The following is a 683-nucleotide window of genomic DNA, read 5'->3' on the forward strand; positions in this document are numbered from 1 at the left end:
TGAAGAAGTGTTTACAATTGATAAGATACAATACACTAATCCAATAACATACAAACTAAAAGATCACAATAATGAAGAAATACAAGGAAGCTTTTATGAACCCGAATTATTGAAAGCAAAACAAGAGGTATTCAGAATTGAGAAAGTAATTCGAAGAGACTATAAAAAGAAACTAGCTTTGGTTAAATGGAAAGGATATAGTGATGATTTTAACAGCTGGATTCCTATAAAAGATCTGCAAAATATATAAAAACAAATTATATAATCATATATTGTATAAGATCATATATACCTCAAAAAGTATATATGGTATGTGTACAGTATTGATTATATGATGCTGATTATTGTTGCTTAAGGTGACCAAAAATGTTACATTTCTAGTCATCTGCTTTTATGTATTCAAATTTATATTGATTACCATTTAATTTTGATATACCAGATTTACAATTGTTTAATCCTTCACAAGTCATTTTAATAATACCAGCATTAATTCCAAGAGATTTTTGAGCAGAATACATACTTTTATAATATGATATTTCTTTAGTATTTTGATTTATAGCTTTAATACATCTTTTGTTTTCATGGTTGTATTTAACAAATGTATAATCACGTTTTTTGGCACTCTTTTTACAATTCTCTTGTTGAGTAACTAGCTTCAAGTTGCATAGTCTATTATCTTCAGC

2 protein-coding genes are annotated in these 683 nt (G+C 26.4%); one reads left to right on the forward strand and one right to left on the reverse strand.

The window, feature by feature from the left end; genetic code table 11:
• Positions 1-250, forward strand: a 250-nt coding sequence (locus OIF36_04150; GenBank protein MCV6599651.1) for a chromo domain-containing protein, incomplete at its 5' end; no start/stop codon positions are given.
• A 127-nt stretch (positions 251-377) separates the two neighbouring features.
• Here the strand turns inward: OIF36_04150 and OIF36_04155 are convergent.
• Positions 378-683: hypothetical protein (locus OIF36_04155; protein MCV6599652.1), on the reverse strand; the 306-nt coding region annotated here is incomplete at its 5' end.

This window comes from Alphaproteobacteria bacterium (assembly GCA_025800285.1).
GTDB lineage: Bacteria > Pseudomonadota > Alphaproteobacteria > JAOXRX01 > JAOXRX01 > JAOXRX01.